At 42.1% G+C, this 19,892-nt stretch carries 20 protein-coding genes; all 20 read right to left on the bottom strand.

All coding sequences use genetic code 11. The annotated features are described in order from the left end of the window. Position 1: 1 nt before the first annotated feature. The 20 genes from AC5YCE_RS02170 to pilW all read right to left on the bottom strand — a co-directional run bounded on the left by AC5YCE_RS02170 (position 2) and on the right by pilW (position 19,883). A complete protein-coding gene (locus AC5YCE_RS02170) occupies positions 2 to 1,348 on the bottom strand; it encodes an NAD(P)/FAD-dependent oxidoreductase (RefSeq protein WP_496170821.1) in 1,347 nt (448 codons plus the stop codon). Between the two features lie 15 nt (positions 1,349 to 1,363). Further along, the gene (locus AC5YCE_RS02175; protein WP_496170823.1) at positions 1,364 to 3,691 is read right to left on the bottom strand and encodes an MMPL family transporter; all 2,328 of its coding nucleotides are present in this window, start codon (positions 3,689 to 3,691) and stop codon (positions 1,364 to 1,366) included. Beyond that, a complete protein-coding gene (locus AC5YCE_RS02180) occupies positions 3,666 to 4,292 on the bottom strand; it encodes an outer membrane lipoprotein carrier protein LolA (RefSeq protein WP_496170825.1) in 627 nt (208 codons plus the stop codon). Before AC5YCE_RS02180 ends, AC5YCE_RS02175 begins: the two co-directional genes overlap by 26 nt. Positions 4,293 to 4,313: 21 nt before the next feature. After that, a complete protein-coding gene (locus tag AC5YCE_RS02185; protein WP_496125824.1) occupies positions 4,314 to 4,733 on the bottom strand; it encodes an acyl-CoA thioesterase in 420 nt (139 codons plus the stop codon). After that, complete coding sequence (locus tag AC5YCE_RS02190; protein WP_496170827.1) at positions 4,726 to 6,285, bottom strand: HAL/PAL/TAL family ammonia-lyase; 1,560 nt, start codon at positions 6,283 to 6,285, stop codon at positions 4,726 to 4,728. The genes AC5YCE_RS02185 and AC5YCE_RS02190 overlap by 8 nt, the downstream gene beginning before the upstream one ends. Next, complete coding sequence (locus AC5YCE_RS02195) at positions 6,282 to 7,211, bottom strand: lysophospholipid acyltransferase family protein (RefSeq protein WP_496170829.1); 930 nt, start codon at positions 7,209 to 7,211, stop codon at positions 6,282 to 6,284. Before AC5YCE_RS02195 ends, AC5YCE_RS02190 begins: the two co-directional genes overlap by 4 nt. Before the next feature lies 1 nt (position 7,212). After that, entirely contained in the window at positions 7,213 to 7,950 is a 738-nt protein-coding gene (locus AC5YCE_RS02200; protein WP_496170831.1) for a glycosyltransferase family 2 protein, read from the bottom strand. A 6-nt stretch (positions 7,951 to 7,956) separates the two neighbouring features. Then, the gene (locus AC5YCE_RS02205; protein WP_496170833.1) at positions 7,957 to 9,630 is read right to left on the bottom strand and encodes an ApeI family dehydratase; all 1,674 of its coding nucleotides are present in this window, start codon (positions 9,628 to 9,630) and stop codon (positions 7,957 to 7,959) included. 25 nt (positions 9,631 to 9,655) lie between these two features. Further along, positions 9,656 to 10,210 carry a COG4648 family protein gene (locus AC5YCE_RS02210; protein ID WP_496170835.1) on the bottom strand — a complete coding sequence of 185 codons (555 nt, stop codon included), beginning with the start codon at positions 10,208 to 10,210 and terminating at the stop codon, positions 9,656 to 9,658. After that, positions 10,207 to 10,455 (bottom strand): acyl carrier protein, encoded by a 249-nt coding sequence (locus tag AC5YCE_RS02215; protein ID WP_496170837.1) that lies wholly within the window; start codon positions 10,453 to 10,455, stop codon positions 10,207 to 10,209. The genes AC5YCE_RS02210 and AC5YCE_RS02215 overlap by 4 nt, the downstream gene beginning before the upstream one ends. 9 nt (positions 10,456 to 10,464) lie before the next feature. After that, on the bottom strand, positions 10,465 to 10,725 hold the full coding sequence (locus AC5YCE_RS02220; RefSeq protein ID WP_496170839.1) for a phosphopantetheine-binding protein: 261 nt from the start codon (positions 10,723 to 10,725) through the stop codon (positions 10,465 to 10,467). Further along, entirely contained in the window at positions 10,722 to 11,522 is an 801-nt protein-coding gene (locus tag AC5YCE_RS02225; protein ID WP_496170841.1) for a lysophospholipid acyltransferase family protein, read from the bottom strand. Before AC5YCE_RS02225 ends, AC5YCE_RS02220 begins: the two co-directional genes overlap by 4 nt. After that, a complete protein-coding gene (locus tag AC5YCE_RS02230; protein ID WP_496170843.1) occupies positions 11,516 to 12,139 on the bottom strand; it encodes a beta-ketoacyl synthase chain length factor in 624 nt (207 codons plus the stop codon). The genes AC5YCE_RS02225 and AC5YCE_RS02230 overlap by 7 nt, the downstream gene beginning before the upstream one ends. A 189-nt stretch (positions 12,140 to 12,328) precedes the next feature. Next, positions 12,329 to 13,738, bottom strand: a complete 1,410-nt coding sequence (gene der, locus AC5YCE_RS02235; protein ID WP_496125834.1) for a ribosome biogenesis GTPase Der — start codon at positions 13,736 to 13,738, stop codon at positions 12,329 to 12,331. Between the two features lie 193 nt (positions 13,739 to 13,931). After that, on the bottom strand, positions 13,932 to 15,080 hold the full coding sequence (bamB, locus tag AC5YCE_RS02240) for an outer membrane protein assembly factor BamB (protein WP_496170845.1): 1,149 nt from the start codon (positions 15,078 to 15,080) through the stop codon (positions 13,932 to 13,934). Beyond that, the gene (locus tag AC5YCE_RS02245) at positions 15,080 to 15,823 is read right to left on the bottom strand and encodes a YfgM family protein (protein WP_496125836.1); all 744 of its coding nucleotides are present in this window, start codon (positions 15,821 to 15,823) and stop codon (positions 15,080 to 15,082) included. The genes bamB and AC5YCE_RS02245 overlap by 1 nt, the downstream gene beginning before the upstream one ends. 29 nt (positions 15,824 to 15,852) lie before the next feature. Continuing rightward, positions 15,853 to 17,145 carry a histidine--tRNA ligase gene (gene hisS, locus AC5YCE_RS02250; protein WP_496170847.1) on the bottom strand — a complete coding sequence of 431 codons (1,293 nt, stop codon included), beginning with the start codon at positions 17,143 to 17,145 and terminating at the stop codon, positions 15,853 to 15,855. A 9-nt stretch (positions 17,146 to 17,154) separates the two neighbouring features. Continuing rightward, positions 17,155 to 18,273: a flavodoxin-dependent (E)-4-hydroxy-3-methylbut-2-enyl-diphosphate synthase gene (gene ispG / locus AC5YCE_RS02255; RefSeq protein ID WP_496125838.1), complete on the bottom strand. Its 1,119-nt coding sequence runs from the start codon at positions 18,271 to 18,273 to the stop codon at positions 17,155 to 17,157. A 21-nt stretch (positions 18,274 to 18,294) separates the two neighbouring features. Continuing rightward, positions 18,295 to 19,089, bottom strand: a complete 795-nt coding sequence (locus AC5YCE_RS02260) for a helix-turn-helix domain-containing protein (protein WP_496125839.1) — start codon at positions 19,087 to 19,089, stop codon at positions 18,295 to 18,297. Next, positions 19,080 to 19,883: a type IV pilus biogenesis/stability protein PilW gene (gene pilW / locus AC5YCE_RS02265; RefSeq protein ID WP_496125840.1), complete on the bottom strand. Its 804-nt coding sequence runs from the start codon at positions 19,881 to 19,883 to the stop codon at positions 19,080 to 19,082. Before pilW ends, AC5YCE_RS02260 begins: the two co-directional genes overlap by 10 nt. Between the last annotated feature and the right edge of the window lie 9 nt (positions 19,884 to 19,892).

Raw genomic sequence — 19,892 nt, forward strand, 5'->3', positions numbered from 1 at the left:
GTTACTTTGTTTCACGACAATCTGCTTCAGGAGATTTTGCTTCATGGGATTTTTCTTTAGCAGATTCTGCTTCACGAGATTGTCCTTCACGACAGTACTCAGCCAATGTACTTAAACGTTGTTTGGCATTTTTATGAATCGGGTTGGTATCATCCCATGCATAACCTGCCAATAAGGAAGACACCATTCCACGGATTTTTTCATCTTGACGCTGTGAAAAGACAACATCTTGAAAATCCCCTGAATACCAAGCCTCTACATAAGCACGAAATACTTGAATCCCCCGGCGTAAAGGTTGTTCATATTGCTCCATCCAGTCGACAGACTGACCTTTTAATACCTGATCAACCAAGGGCACTGCTAAGCTTGAAGACTTCAATGCAATGGTCACCCCTGATGAAAATACAGGATCTAGAAACTCCCCTGCATTGCCCAATAAGGCAAAATTTCGTTTTGCCAGATATTTAACATTGGCTGAATACCCCACCAATGTACGGACAGTGGTATCAAATTGGGCATTTTTTAAAAGCGCAGATAGGCTTTCATCATCTGCTAAAATTCGTTTAAATAATGGTTCTAAATCAACATCCTGCGTATGTTCAAAACCATATTTGTCGAAGAAATCTTGCTCCGCCACCACACCAAATGAACAACGTCCATCTGCAAAGGGAATCAACCAATACCATGCACGATGATCTTTGGCATGAACCGTAATCAGGATTTTTTCTCGATCAAAATCAGGCTGATCCAATATGCCATCTTGAATATGCGTAAACACAGCACGGCGTACTGGAAAATTGGAAGGACGCTCTAAATCTAAGAGTTTAGGCAATACTCGACCAAAGCCACTGGCATCTAATAAAAATTTTGCCTGAATTTGATAATGCTCACCCTGCTCGTCGTTGACGTCCAGAATAGGATGTTCAAGTTCAATGTTAACTGCAGTGACTTCATGTCCAAAGCGAATGTCTGTCCCCATTTTTTCGGCTTGTTGTGCCAAAAGATGGTCGAATTGTGCACGGCGTACTTGCCATGTGGTCCCTGGACCATCGCTAAATTTCTGCCTAAAGTCATAAAAACTACGTTGCTCACCTCTCAAAAATGCTGCACCATTTTTAAACTGAAAGGCGTATTCTTCAGCATGCGCGTTTAATGTCTCTAATAACCCCGCTTCTTCTAAAAACACCATACATTGTGGCAACAGCGACTCGCCAATGGAGAAACGAGGAAAATATTGCTTTTCAAGCATCGTGACTTGATAGCCTTTTTTCCGTAGTAAAGCGGCGGCTGAACTCCCTGAAGGTCCCGCCCCAATAATCACGACATCAGTCTGTTGCATGGTGCTCATTGCACTCGATCCTCATCACTCAGCCTGCTGCTGAATCTGTTGAACCACAGTTTGGCTTTCATCCGAAGCGGTAAAAAGTGTGGCATAAATAAATGCGAATATAACGCCCAAAAGTACGGTTAAACCAAAACAATGAATGGCATAGGTTTGACTCAACGATAACAAGCCAAAGCCAAACAAAGTCGACATCATACACAAAAATAACGCCATACCGACCACCTGAGGATGATCATGGCCATGACGATAAAAGATCGCGTAATCAACCCCGATCCCAATAATTAAGAACGTCCCCATAATACTAAATAAATTGATTTCGACCCCGAGCCACGCCTGAACTGCAAAGGTACTCAGCAATGCCAAACTGACCGGAAGTATCAAAGGCAAAATAGATGTTCGACCATACAACAGTCCTAAACCCATAGCCAGCATGACCAAGGCGATCAAAAGTAAATATTGGGCATGTTGTCGATGCTGTTGAAAAAGTGCGGATAACTCACTGACCGGGCGTAATAATTGGACATGCTCATTACTGAGCTTTTGCAAAGACGCTAAATCATGAATGCCCTGTAAGATCACTAAACGCTCGGTAGGGCTGATCTGCAAAAACGCCAATGGATGATCTGCAAATGCCTCTGTGGTTAAAAGTGCAGGGTTGGACAATTGATTTTGCCAGTGCAAGACCTCATCGACATTCAATTGCATGTCATGGGCATACTGGATCAATACGGCTTTTGGAATCGCTTGCAGGAGAGCAATATTTTGCTGCTGTTGCTGCTCTGGAACAAGCCACTGACCTAAGGCCTGAAAATGCTCTAACTTCGCTGCTGCTTGTAAAGCAGATAAATCATTCAGCAATTGCTGCTCTTTTTGTTGTAGATCTTGCGCATTCTTGCCATGAACCACAAAGTAGTCACTGCCCTGTTGCTGCATAAATCGATCACGAATGTAATGATCCTGCTGCTTTAAGCCTTCATCCATACTTTGCAAATTACGGATATCATCATTGCTTTTCAAGAACAACAAACTGCTACTGCTCACCGTCAGAATGCCCATGATTAACCCCACACGTAAACTGCGACGCGCTTGCATATAGCAACGTGCTCGACCAATAAATCCAAGGCGACGAATAGCAGGTTCAGCATTTAAGGCTTTGAGTCGTGGAAGCAACAAAATACTTGTCACCCATGCGCCAGCCAAACCGACCATCGAAAATACCGCGATCTGTTTAAATCCTGGAAATGGGGTAAAACTGAGCACCACATAGGCCAATAAGGTTGTCATCAACCCGACAAACAAACTCGGTAATAAGGGTTTTAAGACTGTGAAGCCATTGACGGTTCGATGCTGAGACTGCATCGCCATAAAGTAAAATGAAAAATCAACGCAAACTCCGATCAGGCTTGCACCGAATACCAAAGTCATCAGATGTATTTCACCAAACAGCCAGAACGTTGCAGCAAAAGCCAGCAGGCATCCACTGCCTACAGCAATCATTTCTGTACACATCGGGCGAATTGAGCGAAAACCAAACCAAACCAACAGCAAAATACCCAGTGTAGAGCCTAAGCCAATGGTTGAAATTTCGTTTTTGGCAGATGTTGTCCCGAATTGAGCAAAGAGTAAAGTGCCCGTCCAATGCGGTTTGACCCGAATCTGCGCGATTTTTTGATTCACTACGCCAATAAATTCAGCAGTCTGTTGCTGATAAGCGATGTTATAAGGACTATTTTTGAGCGTTAATACCAGCAAGCGAGAAATGCCTTGATCATCTCTAATCGTGGCTAATCCCTGTTCTAACTGAATTTCAGGATGACTTTGTAATGCACTGAGTTGCACTGCATAACGTGGAAACAACAACAAAGGATCGTGCTTCAGCAAATCGGCAGTCATCGGCATTCCGGGACTCATGAGCTGTAACATACTTTGCTCAGTCAGTGCTTGGTAATCTTTATGCTCTAAATGCTGACGGTCTGATGCAGAAAGCAGCCCCGCTCGATGTTGATACAGGGTTTGTGCAAACTGATCTTGATCTAACTGTGGCTGAACGGTTTCAAATAACCCACTCTTGGCGACAGAATCTTTTAACAACTGGGTCGCTTGCTCAAGTTCAGCCTCTGTTTTTGCATCAAGCACTACAAAAACTTTCTGATTCAGTTGATCACTGACATAGGTCTGAATACTTTGAAGTTCATCATCCTGATGAGCTTTAGGCAATAGTGCAAAGATATTGGTCTCAATATGAATATCTTTTTTCAGCCAAGCCATCCCAAGCGCAATCGCGATGACACACAAGATCACCAGCCAGATTGCGCTAAGTTTATTTTGCCAGTTGGAAAAGTGCACGTTCAGCTGCCGTTAAAGATTGAGGTTGAGCCGTGTGCTGACTAAAGCGGATGGTGGTGCTGTTATTGGCTTTTTCATCAATCACAATTCGATCGACATAGCGTTGACCTTGCGCTTCCACCCGTACGAATAGTTTTTTAAATAGAGCTGATTTAGGGCTTAACACCATCTTCCATTGGTTCGGATGATATTCTGCTGAAACAATATTAAAATTCTGAGCCAAAGCAGCCTGATTGCCTGACATCAATTGCAAGAACATCGTCGCAACTGAACCATAAGGAGTCTGATCTACGGCAATTTGGCTTTGGGTACGTTGTGTTTTCTGTACCAGTTTTTTTTGCGTCACAATTAATTCTGCTTGGACAGGCTGACGAATTTGCCATAACACGCCTTGTTTTTGATGAAACAACACCGTGCCTTGCGAAGTAAATGTCTTATTCAAAGACGCTAACTTTTTATGTTGTTCAAAATGCGCACGAACCATGGGCACTGCTGCAAGTTGCGTAAAGATAGGCTTGATGTTTTGCGTTTGTGCATTTGACATGATGGGCATGGCGCTACACAGAACTAACATTGCAGTCGCACCAATTTTTCTGAGCATTCTATTTACCATATTGATCACCTAGTCGGCTTTAAATTCAGACCATGCATTTAAACAATCCAACAAAACTTGGGGCGATTGAAAACACATTTCGCGCGTTTGAATATGGACCGCAACTTGAGTGGTATAGCCTTTGGTTAATTTTTTCCCAGAAACATCATCAAAAATTTGATATTCAATTTTGAGGCGATTTTCCCATTCTTTTAAAATTGCACGAACACGAATTTTCTGCTCAAACACAATCCCATGTGCATAGCGCACATGACTTTCAATGACTGGCCATGCATAACCAGAATCCCGCATCTGATTATAGTTGTAATGAAATTGATCCAGTAGCTTACAACGTGCAATTTCAAAATATTTTAAATAGTGCCCATGCCAGACCACATTCATGGTATCGACATCATGAAATGGCACTTCAATGATGACATCGCTATGCATAATCTTTTCCTTCACCGTGATGCTGATCTAGAGACTGTACAAGTTCAAACCGTTCTAAACGATCCACCAAGCACTGTAGCTCATTTTGTAAAGCACGATCTTCGTCTACATACGTGAAGCTCTGAAGAACCCAGTGTTGAAAAGCGGTTAATGCAGGGGTTAATTGTGTATTTAGCCCTTTTAACTTAAGTGCCTGTACACACGCACATGCCAAAGCGGCAACCACTTGCTCAGTCAACACCATAATGCGAGTAGCATCACGCGCTGCAATGGTGCCCATACTGACTTTGTCTTGATTATGACATTCGGTAGAGCGTGAAAAAATAGAGGCCGATAACGTGTGTTTTAAGGCCTCAGCCGTCCACGCAGAAACCGCAATCTGTACCGCTTTAAACCCATGATTGAGGGCTAAGCGTTCACTGCTTGCACCTGTTAAATTGCGTGGCAGTCCATTATTCATTTTATAGTCGACCAATTGAGCCAATTGTCGATCCAATAAATCTGCAATATTGGCCATCATAATCTTTAAACTGTCCATTGCCTGTGCAATATGGCCACCATAAAAATGTCCACCATGTAAAACGCGTAAATTCACAGGATCAATCAATGGATTGTCATTACTCGAATTCAATTCATTTTCAATAAACTGACGTAACCAGATTTTTGAATCTTCAAAAACGCCAATGATATGCGGTGCACAACGTAATGAATAACGATCTTGTAAACGTGAACTTTGATGGGCCGTTTGCACTTCACTATTGAGCCACTCACGTAGTTGAGCTGCGATATGTTGTTGCCCGGAATGCGGTTTTTGGGCAAAGAGCACTTCGTCAAAATGACTCGGATTGCCTTCAAGCGCCAACACATTACACGCCGTAATTAAGGTACTGGCAAAGCCAATCTGTTCTGCTTTCTTATAGTTTATACACGCGATGGCCGTCATCACTGCGGTACCGTTCATCAATGCCAAACCTTCTTTAGGTCGCATCACATGCGGTTGCATGGCTTTTTCGGCATAGACCTCAGCAACGGGAACAATCGCTCCACGATAATAAACATCGCGCTCACCGACCAAAGCCCCTGCCACATAGGATAATGGGGTTAAGTCACCACTGGCACCCACAGAACCCTCAGATGGGATCACCGGAATCACATCTTCATTTAACATCCATACCAAGCGTTCAAGCAGTGCCAGTGAAACCCCTGAATAGCCTCGAGCCAAAGAACATAGACGCACCACGACCACAGCCCGTGCTGTGACGATATCTAGATTCTGACCCAATCCACAGCCATGAAAACGTGACAAATGCAAAGGCAACTCATTGACTTGATGCGGTGGGATTTCGACCAGACAAGAATCCCCATAGCCTGTGGTTACTCCATAAATCACACCTTCGTCTTGCAATAATTGATCAAGAAAATCAGCCCCTCTTTGTATCAATTCTTTCCATGCCAACGAAGACGGTAATGCAACCGTTTTTTCTTTACGAGCCACAGCAATCACATCTTCAATACTGAGTGGTGCTTCCCCAACAATTAACACAAGACTCATCTTTTATTCCAAAAATTATAAAAATTAAACCACTGGTAGGGTGCCCGAAGACAATGTTGTTCGAGCAAATGAACATAAACTCGCATCACTTGACGTATGGCTGTCGCTCGATCTTTGCGAGGAAAATTGAGTTGTGCTGCAATGTTATGAATATGTACTTCGAAATGATCTTTGACACGATAACAAAACACGGCCAACACAGGGGCTTTTAAAAGGTTGGCAAGAATCCATGCGCCTTCCGGCCAATCCGCATGTTCTCCCAAAAACTCAATTGGCTGTATACGATCAGACTGAATCGGTACACGATCTGCTGCGAGGATAATCCACTCCCCTTGATCAAGCTTTTGCTGCAAGATCAAAGCAGTTTCAATGCCCAACGCATCGACCGAGAGCAAATTCACATCAGCATGTTGATTAAGCTTTTTAAGGAACTGATTAAATTGCGTGGCGTGTTTCTGATAGACCAACACATTGATTTTTTGTGGATGCTCAGATTTGACTGCTCGTAGCAATTCAATATTACCAAAGTGCGACACCACAATAATCGCCCCCTTTTGATAATGTTCACGAAAATGCTCATGTCCATGCAACTGCAAATTTTGATCAGAAACTCGGCCCAACCAACCTTCAATTTTGTCGAGAATGCATTCGCCAAATTGTATGAGATGGGTAAAGGTCTGCGGTAACTGCGGCACCCCTTCAAAGGGTGAAAAAGCGCCTGCAAAATCATGCAATTTTTGTAAATACTGCGCAGATGCTTGGCGTGCTGTCGTTGAAAACACCCAATACCACAAAATAACAAAATACAGTACAACTCGACATAACCAGCGCCCTCCCAAACGATAGAAAAACAGCACCAACATCAGCGGAAGCACCCCTCCACGCTCTTTGATGGTGTTCCATGTCTGAGCTTGGCTGCGTGGCATGTTACTCACCTTTCACTTTACGATACACTAAGGTGGGTAAACGATACAGCATACCCGCAAACAACCGCGAATGTGCCTGTGTCATCCCCAGATTGTCACGCCAAACATTAAAGTGGGATATACCATCTTCTGGGTAAATGACCTGCGTGGGAACATTGATAAATTTAACTTGCTCCCATTTTAAACGCACTAAAATCTCTGAATCAAACCCCATACGCGGCTGAAATTTTGCCGAATTCAATACCTTGAACGTTTGTGCTAAAGGATAAACACGGAAACCACACATGCTGTCTTTAATGTCAAAAGATAAACTATTGATCCAGACCCAGATATGGGTTGCATAACGACCATATAAACGTTTCCGTGGTACAGACTGATCAAAGATCGGTTGCCCAATGACCATCGCTTCTGGGTTTTGTTGCGCTGTATCTAAAAAGCGTTGAATATCGGACCAATCGTGCTGACCATCTGCATCGATTTGTAGGGCATGGCTATAACCCAAATTATAGGCATGTAGAAGCCCTGTTATAACTGCTTGTCCTTTACCCTGATTGACTTGATGCTCAACCAAATCAACTTGCTTATACTGTGAACGCATTTGACGTAAGATTGTCGTACACTCTGCATCACTTCCATCATTGACGACTACAATCGGCAAGTCAAAGCCACTTAAGTGTTCTACCAACGCTTGTAAATAATGCGGATGGTTGTATACCGGAATCACAAAACATGTTTGCATACTTTATTACTCCGAGGTGGTCTGATTGTCAGAAACAAAATTCAGTCGACCCGATGCCACTATTTTCTGTGTTTTAGTTAATTCAAAAATGACCTTGTTTGCTTTACGCATCAGCGTCATTTCAAGCTGATCATAAGGTCGGATTAAATCTTGAAACTTTAGCTGCTCAAATCCGCAGCACCACTTTAAATCTGCCCAATATTGCTTTGCAAAATGCTGGATAAATCCAATTTGTCCGACCCCTGGGTAAATCGGATGATTCGGGAAATGCCCTTTAAAGCACTCAAGTTCAGGGCATATTTCTAAACGCGCTTGGATTTTATCCTGTTCAAAAGATTGAGATAACACCACAGGCAGGTAAAGCGGAGCAAACAAAGAAGCTAAATACTGTTTATTGAGTTTGGACTGCGCATTCTGCGGCATTTCAGTTAAAAAACGCCATTGCCTTGGAATCGCAAGTGCTTCTAATTTGTCTGCCAACTGTGTTTTGAGACCTTGAACAAAGCGGGCTTTTCCTAACCCGATTAAATCGTGGCGAGCCTGTGTAGTCAACGTCACCACGACTGCCAAGATCTGACGATTTTCCTTTTGGATGAGCAAAGCATAACATTGCTCAATCTCTGTCAGCGACATTAATACCTGTTCAATCGCATCTAAACTTAGTCTTTTTTCTTCAAGTTTCACGATGCGGTCTAAACGACCTAACAATTCAAATGCAGATTGAACATTTCGAGAATCCCATACTTTGACGCGATCACCCGTCAAAATCCAATCCTGATCACACGCATGATTACTTCTGACGGCAAGTTCGTCCTGTTCACTTGACTTGATTTCGACATTTTGAAAAGGTGTCCATGCAGCCTCATCCTGTTGTCGATAGGCAATCCCACCCGTCTCAGAGCTGCCTAGAACTTCAATAATCGGTCGATTCAGTTGAGGACGAATACCCGAATCAAGTTTACCGCCAGACGAATATACATGAATGCAGTCTTTCAACACCACATCAGCCGTCCATCGCTTGAGCAATGCAGGACTTGAAATAACATAGTTCGGGACATTGAAATCAGTTAAATGTTGTTGCGCATCCACAACATCTTCTGGAAATGCCAGTTGTGGTTGATAAAAACTTCGTCCACTCGCCAAAGGCCATAACAACTTAAACAATAAGCCATAAATATGTTGATGACTGACTGTTGCTAAGGCAATTCCCTGTTGTTCTCGCTTAAAACTCGCCTCTAAACCTGCCACTTCATTGAAGAGTTGCATTAAATTTCTAGGTATTTTTTTGGCTTGCCCGGTTGAACCTGAGGTATAAAAAGAAACTTCAGCGTCTTTTAGAAACTGATCATCGACATTGATTTCAATCGGTTCAAGAGAAGGTTTGGGTTCAGTCCGGCTTAAAAAATAAATCTGTTGCTGTGCTAATTCTTGTTCTAAATCACGAACACGGTGCGGAGGCAGTAGCAGCTTTTTTCCTGCATTGAGTGCTGCAAAAAATAACACCAAAAATGTGTAGCTGTCCTGCTCCCAGAGTGCCCAAACAGGCGTGGTTTTCTGCTTGATACATGCAGCTTGCCCCGCCACGTCCTGCCAAAATTCTTGAAAACTCACACCACTCAGATCTGCTTTCACACATAAGATCCGTGGAGAGTTTAAATAGTCTCTAAAATGACAACACATAGCGATCCATAGAAATACAGCAGCTCTAGCGCCGCATTTGATTTAAACCTTGCTGGCGTTTACGTAAAAAATATTCGCCCAGCAGTAAAATCCCCATCAGCACATAGGAAATAAAACCATTATAAATCACCCAAACTTGGGTGCTGGCGAAGTACACCGTATATAAAGCAATCAGAGCATTGACCACAAAGAAAACACACCAAATTTGGGTCACTTTCTTGGTCCAGATTACCCCGTCATGCGGTAGATCTGGCTCGACTAATCGTGCAAAACGCTCAATCATGGAAGGTGGCTTGAACAGGGTAATGGTAAAAATAACACAGGCCCCCAGACTCATCATTACCGGATACAGTTTTAACCAGGCCTGATCTTGAAACACAAGACTGAGTCCACCACACAAAATCGCAAAGAATGTCAGTGGCCACATGAGTGTGCCGCCCCCAGTCACCCATCGAAGGCCGCCCATGATCATCAGAAATACAGCCACCCCAAACATATAACCTTGCGATAAACTGTAACCCACAATAAAGGGATAGAGGATCAATCCGACCACACCTACCCCTTTTAAAACAGTCTTCATTCAGTCGTCATGTTTTGAATGACTGTCACGACATCCTGAACGGTTCTCACACTCTTAAAATCTTCTGGGTTGACTTGTTTGCCTGTGAGTGCCTTGATTTTAACCACCAGGTCAATCGCATCAATACTGTCTACATCGAGATCAGTGGCTAAGTTTGATTCAAGCTGAACATCTTCAGCTTCAATTTCAAACAATTCTTGCATCCATTCACGCAAATGATTCAGTACTTGATCTTGGCTAAGCATAATGGCCTCTTACAGTGTTCTTTGTGCTTCAACCAAAGCCACAAGACTCTGAATTGACTTAAAATGTTGTTTTGTTTCTGCAGATTCGGCATTTAAATGAATGTTGTAACGTTTTTTCAATGCCAAACCGAGCTCTAAAGCATCGATCGAATCTAAGCCTAAACCATCACCAAACAATGGCGCTTCAATATCGATATCATCGGATGTAATGTCTTCTAGGACTAAAACATCGATGATCATTTGCTTTAATTCTTCAGCAAGATTACTCATTTTTTCAATAACTCTTGGTTAAAAAACTGCTGTAGTTGATGATTCAAATGACGAACATTTTTAGGGTTGATCGTCACGTCTTCCAATACATCAGTGATATGAATCGGATCTAAAACTTTAACTTGAATATGAAAGGGTCGAGCTGGAATATGATACCACTTCTCATTTTTGGTCAAAGTCGATGGTGTACAGCGGATCAATACAGGTCGAATAGGCACTTGCGCACGTAACGCAATATTGGCTGCGCCACGCTGAAACTGATTTAAAAGATGTCCTTTTTCAGTTCGTGTTCCTTCCGGAAAAATCAACAAAGATGCAGCGTTATCTTGCTTTAAACGAGCAACACAGTCTTCGATAAACTGTTCTGAACCTGAATTTAAAATATAGCCAGCATTTTGCACGGGACCTTTGGTGAATGGATTGGCCCACAAAGCCTGTTTCACCACACAATTTGTTTCTTGCATTAAACCAATCAAAACCACCACATCAATCAGCGTTGGATGATTGGCAATCACCAGTTCTTGCCGACTACTTTCTAATTTTTCTAAACCTTGTACGTCATAGGTCATAATGCCAAGTTTCACCATCATTTCAGTGAAACCTTTGAAACTATGTTTAATCACCTTTTGTGTTCTTTTTTGACGTAATTCAGGATCTTGGGTCGTCAATTTAATCACAGGCGCGATTAGGCTTCCAATAACTACACCACCCAAACCAAAACTTGCAAAACTCAAACCTGTTGCAGCAACACGCCACTTGTAGTTAGCATTTTTTTTGAGGTGGTTGAAATTTAACATTTTGACCAGACCTTAAAATGTTGTTGGTCACCCTGCCAAAAGTTTAAAAATTGCTTCGCCTGCTTAAAGTGATCACCTTTATCTGTAAAATCATAAGCATTCACTTCAAGATTAGGCTGTGCCAAACCCACCACTGCTGACAAGGAAAAACAATCAAACACTTGTGACTCCTTATACACATCTGGTAACGGCGCTTCATAGTAAACAATCATGACCTTTGCATCCGACTGATGTGAAGTTCTAAGCCAAGCATACGCTTCAATCAATGCATCATTCCAAGAGCCCGCCAGACTTGTCGCAGGGGTACTGTCTTGACATAAAATCGAATATAAACCTGAAATAGCATTATGAACTGACGTTGAAAACTGTGTTGGTGATGGGGTTTGATCTTGTAATACATCTTCTAAAATTTTGAGTGTTTTTTCTTCTTCGCCATATTGTGAGACCCAAACAATATAGTTGATCGCGCAATTTTCTTTAGTTTTTATCAAATTATTGAGCGCAATTTTTGCAAGACAAGACAAACGTCTGCGTTGCATGGCGGGAATAATATCGATCGCATCTAGTGGGTGGTGAACATCACAGTAATTTACATATGATAAATTAATCTGAATCATACAGATCCTAAAAGCGTAATTTCGCTGTAATTATTTGCTATGAAGAATTCTCTCTTGTAACCAATTATAACATTTGAGTGCAGAAATCCTATATACATTTAAAAATAAATCTAGAATTGAAATATAAATAAAGCCCAAAGATCACTTTGGGCTTGTCGCTAATATTATCTAAAGTGATGCATTAGAAAATTAACGCTTAAACTTCTTCTCAGCTTTCTTGAATTTCTGAACATAACGACGCTTACGCGCTGCAATACGCTCATCCATCACCGTCTTACGACCTTCAAATGGGTTTTCAGATGTTTTAAATTCGATACGAACGGGTGTTCCTTCAAGCTTATACACTTTACGGAATACGTTTTCTAAGTAGCGACGATAATCGGCTGGCGTTTTATCCACCTTGTTACCATGGACAACGATCGTCGGTGGGTTTTGACCACCCATATGCGCATAACGCATTTTAATACGACGACCTTGTACCATGGGTGGTGCATGCGCATCAACAGCATCACTCAGAATTTGAGTGATCTTCGCAGGTGACACTTTTAAGTGTGAAGAATCATATGCGCGATGGATTGATGGGTACATCTCACCCACACCAGTGCCATGTAATGCAGAGATTAAATGAACCTTCGCCCAAGGAATAAAGTCAAAACGACGTTCGATATCAAGCTTACATTGCTTGCGATCGTATTCTGTCATGTTATCCCATTTATTAATGGCAATCACCATGGCACGACCCGCCTCTAAAGCGTAGCCAATTAAGTGTAGATCTTGCTCAACCACACCTTCACGCGCATCCAACACAACCACAATCACGTGCGCATCTTTAATCGCTTGTAAAGTTTTCACGATTGAGAATTTCTCAATCATTTCATCTACTTTACCTTTACGGCGTACACCTGCAGTGTCAATCAATGTGTATTGACGACCATCACGCTCAAACGGAATATAAATCGAATCACGTGTCGTACCAGGTTGGTCAAATGCAACCACACGGTCTTCACCCAACAAACGGTTCACTAGCGTGGATTTACCCACGTTTGGACGACCAATAATCGCTAAACGCAAACCTGTTGCTTTATCGTGTTCAGCTTCATCTTGATCTTCAGGAACTTCGGCAAGCACCTCTTCCAGCATTTGCTGTACACCGCGACCATGGCTTGCAGCCACTTGCATCGGTTCGCCCATACCCAATTTGTAGAATTCAACCAAAGCCGCTTCGGCATGGACGCCATCCACTTTGTTTGCAACCAAATAAACTTTCTTACCTAATGTACGAAGTTCACGTGCAATTTGTTCATCGGAAGCAAGTAAGCCTGCACGAGCATCAACGACAAATACAATAATATCCGCTTCATTAATGGCAGTTTTAGACTGCTCTGCCATGTATGAATCAATACCACCTTCGTTTTCGCCAATACCACCAGTATCAACAACGATGAATGATTTATTTTCAAATTTAGCATCACCATACTTACGGTCACGCGTTAAACCCGCGAAGTCTGCAACCAGTGCATCACGGCTTTTGGTAATTTGGTTAAATAGCGTTGATTTTCCGACGTTCGGACGACCAATGAGCGCAATAACGGGTTTCATAGATTAACCTTTAACAAGATCAGCCAACTCAATTGGCCTGAACATCAGAAACTGTGGAAGATTGTAGGCACTGTTATGTTAAACAGCCCCTCAGGTAAAGCACCTGAATAAAAAGCTCGGGGTCTTAGAAAATCGAAGACCCCGAGGCATAAAATTTGAAAGTTGTACTAGTTTAACATAAGCAGAAAAAAAATTAACGGTTCTGCCAAATGCTTAAAGCGCCAGCACGTGTTACGGCATAGAGCTGGTTGTCCATTACACGCAAAGTACGAACTTCACCGCTGGTTTTTTCGCGACCAACCAAGTTTCCTGTTGTTGGATCGATCAAATGCAATGCACCCGCCAAATCACCCACAACAAGCTGTTGACCCAGCATTACAGGATTACTCAATTGACGATGTAAAAGTTGATCATTTTCCCAAATCACTTGACCTGTCACCAAGTCATACGATTTAACCTTACCATCAGATTGAGCAACAAAAACTTGACGTCCAGACACTTCTGGACGCGTTGTACTACTTGAGTCTTCACTCCATACAACACGTTGTGAAGCTAAATCTGTGACAGTGACTTGACCTTGATAGCTCGTGGTCACCACGAACTGACCTGCAACTGTTGGCTCACCGTCAATATCGATCAAACGCTGAATATCAGAACGCCCATCGCTCACAGCAACACGACGTTGCATACGCAAGGTTCCTGTGATGCTATCAATCGCATAGATAAATGCATTCGAAGATGCAAGTAATACTGTACGACCATCCAAGCTTACAGGTGCAGCTTGACCACGTAAACTCAACTGTTCAGCCGGTAGTTTATAGGTCCACACTTGTTGACCTGTTGCAGCATTTAAGCCATAAACAGTGCCATCATTGGCAACGACTATGACACGATCCGCTTGTACCAAAGCCGTGCTGATCAATGCACTTGACAGATTTACCGTCCATTTTTCAGCACCTGTTGCTTGATCTAAAGCGAATAATTGACCTTTACTATTTCCAACAACCACTAAACCATTGGCAGCCTCAACACCTGAGCTCAAACCAATTTTCGAAACTTGTTTTTCCCAAACGCGCTGCTTGCCTTTATAAGCACTAACAGAACCTTTTGGATCAAGTAGGAATAGAACGCCCTGATCACTTTTCATGGTTAAGCGTAACGGGTCTTCAGCTGGCGTAGCCGATACTTTATAAGAGCCCACTTGCGCTAAACTTGCTGATTGTGCAATCTTTGGTAATGGATTCGGTTTAACGTCTTCAACTTTAACTTTATTGCTTGAACAGCCTACCATTGCAATTGATAGTACGGTTAATGCACACGAGATTTTATATTTTATATCCATTAAGACTCATCCGTTTGTGTTACTGCGACAGGGCGATCAGTCTGAGACTCATCCATTTCCACTTGAATAATTGGGCGGTCAACTTCAATATCATCAACCAGCACACCTACGCTTTCCAATTTGATTTGTAAAATTTGACGTTCTTGTTTCGTTTCTACTAAATTATTCCAAGCACTTTGATATGCCTTCTTAGCATTTTCAATATCATTTTTAGCCACATAAATATCACCGCGTGCTTCCTCAACAGTCGTTTTAAACGCAGGCAATGTTACTGTCGATAAAGTCTTTAAAGCGTCATCATATTTTTTCTGAGCCAATTGAGCATCTGCCAAGCTAATCTTAACCACTTGCTTTAAGCCTTCATCTTTTAACTCAGTATTTTCAATTTTTTTCAGTTCACGCTCAGCCTTTGCATAATCTTTTTGATCAAAAGCATGCTTTGCCATCACCATTTGCGCTTGAACTGCATGTATAGAGTTCGGGTCTTCTTTAACCAATTTATCAGCTGATGCCGCAAGTGCTGCAGCCGCTTTAGGATCCGTCTCAGCCGCGCGAGCTTCATCCACCAAAAGTTGAACTTTTGCTGTTGAAATTTGATCTTCAGCTGCGTTTTTCTTATTCCAATACTGCCATCCAAAGAAAGCAATCAACGCAATGAGCACACCACTGATCATGGCAGAGCCGTATTTTTGGAAAAATGACTTTGCTGTATCAAGCTGTTCTTGGTCAGTCATTGCGTTCATGGATTACCCTTACCCTATCTTGGAATTATTTAGACTAAATTTTTTTCAATGATAAACGAAACAATATCAGCAATCGCAACTTCGGTTTGTTCAGCTGTCGCCAACTCTTTCACCAACAGTTGTTGTGCTTCTAATTCACGCTCACCTAAAATCAAAGCAAACAATGCACCCGATTGATCTGCCTTTTTCATTTGGCTTTTCATCGAACCTTGTGAACCTGTTTTTAAACGAATATTACTGTTCGCCGCTTCAAGTTGATTACGAATCTGCTCCGCCAATACCAAGGCTTGACCTTGGGTATTTGGATCTGCCAACAAGAATACTTCACAGTCACGTACAGGCGTATTGTCTTCAACTTGTTCAAGAAGAAGCAACAAACGCTCCATACCCATCGCAAAACCCACTGCTGGTACAGATTGCTCTGGCTTACCTTTCAACTGTCCTACAAGACCGTCATAACGACCACCTGCACAAACGGTACCTTGTGAACCCAAATGGGTTGTCGTCCATTCAAATACCGTTTTGTTGTAGTAGTCTAGACCACGGACTAATTTTTGATTGATCACAAATTCCACGCCAGCATCGCTTAGATACTGTTGTAATTTAGCGAAATGATCCATGGTATCTTGTTGCATGAAATCATGCAATTTTGGCGCATTTTCAAGAATTTGCTGAGTTCGTGCATCTTTCGAATCTAAAATACGTAATGGATTCGTGGTTAAACGACGTTGAGAATCTTCATCCAACTCATCTTTATGCGCAGTCAAATATTCAACCAAAGCATGACGATATTCAGCGCGCTCGTCTGACTCACCCAAAGTATTCAGTTCAAGCTGTACTTTGCCGGCAATACCCATACGTTTCCACAAACGTGCCGTCATCAAAATCAATTCAGCATCCATATCAGGTGTTGCAACACCGAATGTTTCAACGCCGAATTGATGGAATTGACGGTAACGACCTTTTTGTGGCTTTTCATAGCGGAACATTGGGCCAACATACCAAACGCGTGGCGTCGCACTGCGTAGCATATTATGCTCAAGCATTGCACGTACACAACCTGCTGTTCCTTCTGGACGCAGAGTCAAAGATTCAGGTGGATTCCCTTTATCAAAGAACGTGTACATTTCTTTTTCAACGATATCGGTTGCATCACCAATTGAACGTTTAAACAAATTTGTTTGTTCAACAATCGGCAGACGGATTTGCTGGTAACCATAAGCATCCATGATTGATGCTAGATGTTGCTCAAGACGTCTCCACGCAGGGGTTTGCGTTGGGAGAATGTCATTAAAACCTTTAATTGCGACGATTGAACTCATGACTTAAACTTACTCAAAACTTGTACGAATGATCTCTTTAGATTTAGCTTCTTCAAGCTCAATGACGCGTTGACGAACCATGGATTCAATTTCGTCAACCAATTGGTTGGTATCAATTAAATGGCTTTTCTCACCATTTCGATAAACCAATGAACGTGGTGCAGCACCAACAACGCCAATATCCGCTTCTTTGGCTTCACCCGGCCCATTCACTTTACAACCAATCACCGACACATCCATCGGTGTACGAATATCTTCTAAACGCTCTTCTAATGCTTGCATCACTGAAATCACGTTAAATTCTTGACGTGAACAGCTTGGGCAAGCGATGAAATTAATCCCATTAGAACGAAGACTCAATGATTTTAAAATATCAAAACCAATTTTCACTTCTTCTTCAGGCTCTGCTGCCAATGAAATACGCATGGTGTCACCAATGCCCTCCATCAACAAACCACCCAAAGCAATCGCTGATTTCACAGAACCTGTTCGGTAAATCCCAGCCTCTGTTACACCTAAATGTAGAGGATTATCAATTTGCTCTGATAATAAACGATAAGCATCCATGGTTAAAAACACATTTGATGCTTTTACCGAAATTTTGAATTCTTGAAAGTCTAAACGATCTAAAATATCAATGTGACGCATTGCAGATTCAAGTAAAGCTTGCCCTGTAGGTTCGCCATATTTCTTCTGAATATCTTTCTCAAGCGAGCCTGCGTTGACACCGATGCGCATCGAAATATCATGATGACGTGCCGCAGCAACCACTTCACGAATTTTTGCTTCAGAACCAATATTGCCTGGGTTAATCCGTAAACAATCTGCGCCAAAGTCCGCGACAGCAAGCGCAATTTTATAATCAAAATGAATATCTGCAACCAAAGGCACAGTCACTTGCTTACGAATTTCACCAAAAGCAGCAGCGGCTTCCATCGACGGTACAGAAACACGCATGATATCTGCGCCCGCATCTGCACAACGCTGAATCTGTGCAACTGTCGCAGCCACATCACAAGTCTCAGTATTGGTCATACTTTGAATACTGATCGGTGCATCACCACCGACATATACAGAACCGACACGGATTTTACGGGTCGGGCGGCGCTTAATTGGATTTACGATCATGTACGCTTTACTCTCTTTCCATTAACGAGACAAACGGAATTCGGCTTTTCCGTCCACAGTATATGGAGACAATGAAATCGACTCTTTGTTTAAGCTCAATGACACAGCTTCTGCATCATCTAAACGAATTTGGAATGGAGATTCACCATTCAAAATCAATGCCGTAGATTGGCGACCTGTTGCCAAAACTTTACCTGTACTATCGACAATATGTACCGATGTTGGACGCGTAAACTGTAACTCCATTTGATCACCTGAAACAGCAGTCGTCGCGTTATTATCCAAGTTTAAAACTTGAAGATCGTTGTTTTGTGTCGTAGATGATGTTGTAGATTTATTTTTCGCTGTGATTTTTTGAATCCCGAGAACCACCATCCAAATTATAGCCAATGCGAGTAAGGTATATAAAATACGCTTTAACCATTTGCGATTGCGATCTGATTTAGATCCCGACAATTTACCCATGATTTTAATTGGAGAATTATTTAGAGCGTGATTCGGCAATAAGCCGGTATCATTTTCATAAATTTCATCAAAACGCTGAATAATGGCTGTTGCATCTGCTTTTAAATACTTTGCGTATGAACGGTAATAGCCTTTGATAAAGGTTGCTTCAGGCAAAGAGGTATAATCATCATGTTCTAATGCCTCTAAAGTTTTCATCGGCATTTTCAAATCTTGAGCGACTTGTGAAAGCTCAAGTGATTGAGACACACGGATTTGACGCAAATACTCACCAGGGCGCTGAATATTTCCTAAAACATTAGGTACTACGCTTGAACCAGTAGGTTGCTGTGAATTAGGATTTACTTCCATACGGCCTCAGTACTGTACTGTAATTGCAAATAACGTTGATATTCTTGACTCTCTGGAAACAGTGCACGTAATTGGTTAATAATCACGTTCATTCCCATATCATCACCATTGGCACGCGCAATACGCAAACCAATCCAAAGTGCACGTGCACCCTGATTTTTTTGACCGACGATACGAACATATTGTTCATATACCTGTCGAGCACCAGCAAAGTTCTGCTGTAAATAAAAAATTTCAGACAATTCAATCATGGAAATCGCAGAATTCCGATTGACCGACAGTGCTTGTTTAAATGCTTTTTCTGCGTTTGCACTATCACCGACTGCTAAATAGGTGCGACCTAAGTTTTCCAAAGCTCGAAAGCGTTGATCATACCCTAAACTTGCGCCAGCAATTGTAAACTGCTGTATTGCATCATTATAGCGTTTAGCTTGAAACAAATAGGTCCCGTAATTATTACGCGCTTGCGCATTATCAGATTCTAAAGAAATCGCACGATTAAAATAACGATCGGCTTTATCTAAGCTAATTTGACTGCCTTCTTGTTGCAACAAGACACCCATCATCATATTGGCAGTTGCATCTTTCGAATCCGTTTCCAGCGCCTGATCTAATGCACGTTTTGCGGCATCTAAATCACCACTACGAATATATTCTGCCGCCATTTGAGTACGGACTTTGACTGCTTTTTCAGGGTCTTTTTTTAAGACAGATCCAGTGGTCGTCGTTTGACAACCTTGGACTACCAATGCAGATAAACACATCGCGAATACAACGACCGTTTTTTTATACATAGGTTTATT

The sequence above is a fragment of the Acinetobacter sp. CY79 genome, from assembly GCF_059515845.1.

Coding starts and splice junctions, on each gene's coding strand:
- AC5YCE_RS02185 (WP_496125824.1), bottom strand. CDS start 4,733: ATGCATAGCGATGTCATCATTGAAGTGCCATTTCATGATGTCGATACC.
- AC5YCE_RS02195 (WP_496170829.1), bottom strand. CDS start 7,211: ATGCCACGCAGCCAAGCTCAGACATGGAACACCATCAAAGAGCGTGGA.
- pilW (WP_496125840.1), bottom strand. CDS start 19,883: ATGTATAAAAAAACGGTCGTTGTATTCGCGATGTGTTTATCTGCATTG.
- AC5YCE_RS02180 (WP_496170825.1), bottom strand. CDS start 4,292: ATGCTCAGAAAAATTGGTGCGACTGCAATGTTAGTTCTGTGTAGCGCC.
- AC5YCE_RS02260 (WP_496125839.1), bottom strand. CDS start 19,089: ATGGAAGTAAATCCTAATTCACAGCAACCTACTGGTTCAAGCGTAGTA.
- AC5YCE_RS02245 (WP_496125836.1), bottom strand. CDS start 15,823: ATGAACGCAATGACTGACCAAGAACAGCTTGATACAGCAAAGTCATTT.
- AC5YCE_RS02210 (WP_496170835.1), bottom strand. CDS start 10,210: ATGAAGACTGTTTTAAAAGGGGTAGGTGTGGTCGGATTGATCCTCTAT.
- AC5YCE_RS02205 (WP_496170833.1), bottom strand. CDS start 9,630: ATGTGTTGTCATTTTAGAGACTATTTAAACTCTCCACGGATCTTATGT.
- AC5YCE_RS02170 (WP_496170821.1), bottom strand. CDS start 1,348: ATGAGCACCATGCAACAGACTGATGTCGTGATTATTGGGGCGGGACCT.
- AC5YCE_RS02220 (WP_496170839.1), bottom strand. CDS start 10,725: ATGAGTAATCTTGCTGAAGAATTAAAGCAAATGATCATCGATGTTTTA.
- AC5YCE_RS02230 (WP_496170843.1), bottom strand. CDS start 12,139: ATGATTCAGATTAATTTATCATATGTAAATTACTGTGATGTTCACCAC.
- AC5YCE_RS02225 (WP_496170841.1), bottom strand. CDS start 11,522: ATGTTAAATTTCAACCACCTCAAAAAAAATGCTAACTACAAGTGGCGT.
- der (WP_496125834.1), bottom strand. CDS start 13,738: ATGAAACCCGTTATTGCGCTCATTGGTCGTCCGAACGTCGGAAAATCA.
- AC5YCE_RS02200 (WP_496170831.1), bottom strand. CDS start 7,950: ATGCAAACATGTTTTGTGATTCCGGTATACAACCATCCGCATTATTTA.
- AC5YCE_RS02190 (WP_496170827.1), bottom strand. CDS start 6,285: ATGAGTCTTGTGTTAATTGTTGGGGAAGCACCACTCAGTATTGAAGAT.
- hisS (WP_496170847.1), bottom strand. CDS start 17,145: ATGAGTTCAATCGTCGCAATTAAAGGTTTTAATGACATTCTCCCAACG.
- AC5YCE_RS02215 (WP_496170837.1), bottom strand. CDS start 10,455: ATGCTTAGCCAAGATCAAGTACTGAATCATTTGCGTGAATGGATGCAA.
- bamB (WP_496170845.1), bottom strand. CDS start 15,080: ATGGATATAAAATATAAAATCTCGTGTGCATTAACCGTACTATCAATT.
- ispG (WP_496125838.1), bottom strand. CDS start 18,273: ATGATCGTAAATCCAATTAAGCGCCGCCCGACCCGTAAAATCCGTGTC.